The sequence below is a fragment of the Tumebacillus flagellatus genome, assembly GCF_000714935.1.
Taxonomy (GTDB): domain Bacteria; phylum Bacillota; class Bacilli; order Tumebacillales; family Tumebacillaceae; genus Tumebacillus; species Tumebacillus flagellatus.
The window spans coordinates 1-1,542 of record NZ_JMIR01000082.1; the positions used below are offsets into that span (position 1 = coordinate 1).

Consider the following 1,542-nt stretch of genomic DNA (forward strand, 5'->3'; position numbering starts at 1 on the left):
TAGTAAGAGCTTCTGGCTCGAATCGATCTTCATCTATCACTCGTTTAGTTTTCAAGGATCAATCGCGTCGCTCAGTGGCGACTCTTAGTACTCTACCACGTTGCACTCACAAATGCAACAGGTAATTTTTTCTCGTTATCACCGTGTCTCTCGCGGCGACAGGTGTTATCTTATCACGTCCACCCGCGCCGCTCAAGACCACCGCTCGAACAAATCTACGCAAACTTCGGCGACAGCAACCTCCATCTCTTCTGTTCGGCCCAATACAGCAAATAGCCGAGCACATTAAACAGCGCAAACACGAACACCCAAGCCCAATGAAACCGTCCGCGATGATACGCATTCACCGTTCCCCACACCGCAAAGAGCACCCAATAGACGATCGCACAAAAAACAAAAACGGCGGCTCCTGTTCCGATCAAATCTCGGTAATGAAACGTCAGCATCCAAGGGCCATAAACATACGACTTCCCGCCAAACCCCGGCAGGATCGGCCAGATGATTGGGCCTGAGTCTGTTTTTTCATAAGAATAGAACTTATGGGCAGGTTCGTACGTCGAGGGATCGACCGAATCGATCTCAATCCCGTGCAGAAGCGCAGAGTCCAACACCATCTCCGTCAACTTCTGCTGGTTTTGAACCGGCAATACTGTCCTCTCATCGTCAACCCATGACATCGTTTGAGAATACCAGTTTCGTTCAAGATCCGATTGCATCCAACTCATAGCCGCCAGCACAGCAAACCCGACCACCAAAAACGCAAGCGCCGTCCTCAAAAGGTTCTTAGCAAAGACTCGTTGCACCTTCAAGACGCCCTCCATCTCGGAAACCAATTGCTTTTGATCTCCGAACCGCTCTAACGCCACTTGCACACTTTCTTCTTCGGACAATCCCTCTGCCATCAGCTCTTCCACCGCCTGTTGCAGATGACCTCTCATCTCGGCCTTGAGCTCGGCGGCTTCTTTCGAAATGCGAACATCGCGGTACAGATCCTCCAGATACCCCTCAATCGCCTTCACTTCTCGTCCCCTCCTTGAAAAAAGTCTCCATGGTCTGTTTCACAAACTGCCACTCCCGTTTCTTATCCAAGTACCTCTGTTCCCCCGCCTGCCGCAAGCGGTAATACTTTCGCCGCCCGCCGCCGCTTGCTTCCTCGTCCCCCCAATACGATTCGATGAATTCGTTCTTCTCCAAGCGCTTCAGAGCCAAGTACATCGTGCCTTCTTTCAGTTCAAAGCTCCCAAGGCTGCGCTCCCGCACCGTTTTGGCCAGTTCATACCCGTACAGAGGACGCTCCCGCAGCGTGGCCAAAATGATCGTGTCGACATACCCTTTCAAAATCTCCTTGTCAATTTCCACCCCGCACCTCCATTGGAAGATTTATCTAAGATACATAATAAAACAAACTACTCTATGATGCAAGGTACTTACCTACAAAAAAGACCTGATCCGCGATGGATCAGGTCTTTTCATTGTTCGCTTTGCTGTTGCCTCGCGACGTCCTACTCTCCCGGGACCCTGCGGTCCGAGTACCATCGGCGC

2 protein-coding genes are annotated in these 1,542 nt (G+C 51.2%); both read right to left on the reverse strand.

The genetic code is table 11. The features are described 5' to 3' along the window. Positions 1-215: 215 nt before the first annotated feature. Positions 216-1,019, reverse strand: a complete 804-nt coding sequence (locus tag EL26_RS22975; protein ID WP_038094815.1) for a permease prefix domain 1-containing protein — start codon at positions 1,017-1,019, stop codon at positions 216-218. Further along, the gene (locus EL26_RS22980; RefSeq protein ID WP_038094817.1) at positions 1,006-1,359 is read right to left on the reverse strand and encodes a PadR family transcriptional regulator; all 354 of its coding nucleotides are present in this window, start codon (positions 1,357-1,359) and stop codon (positions 1,006-1,008) included. Before EL26_RS22980 ends, EL26_RS22975 begins: the two co-directional genes overlap by 14 nt. Positions 1,360-1,542 lie beyond the last annotated feature (183 nt).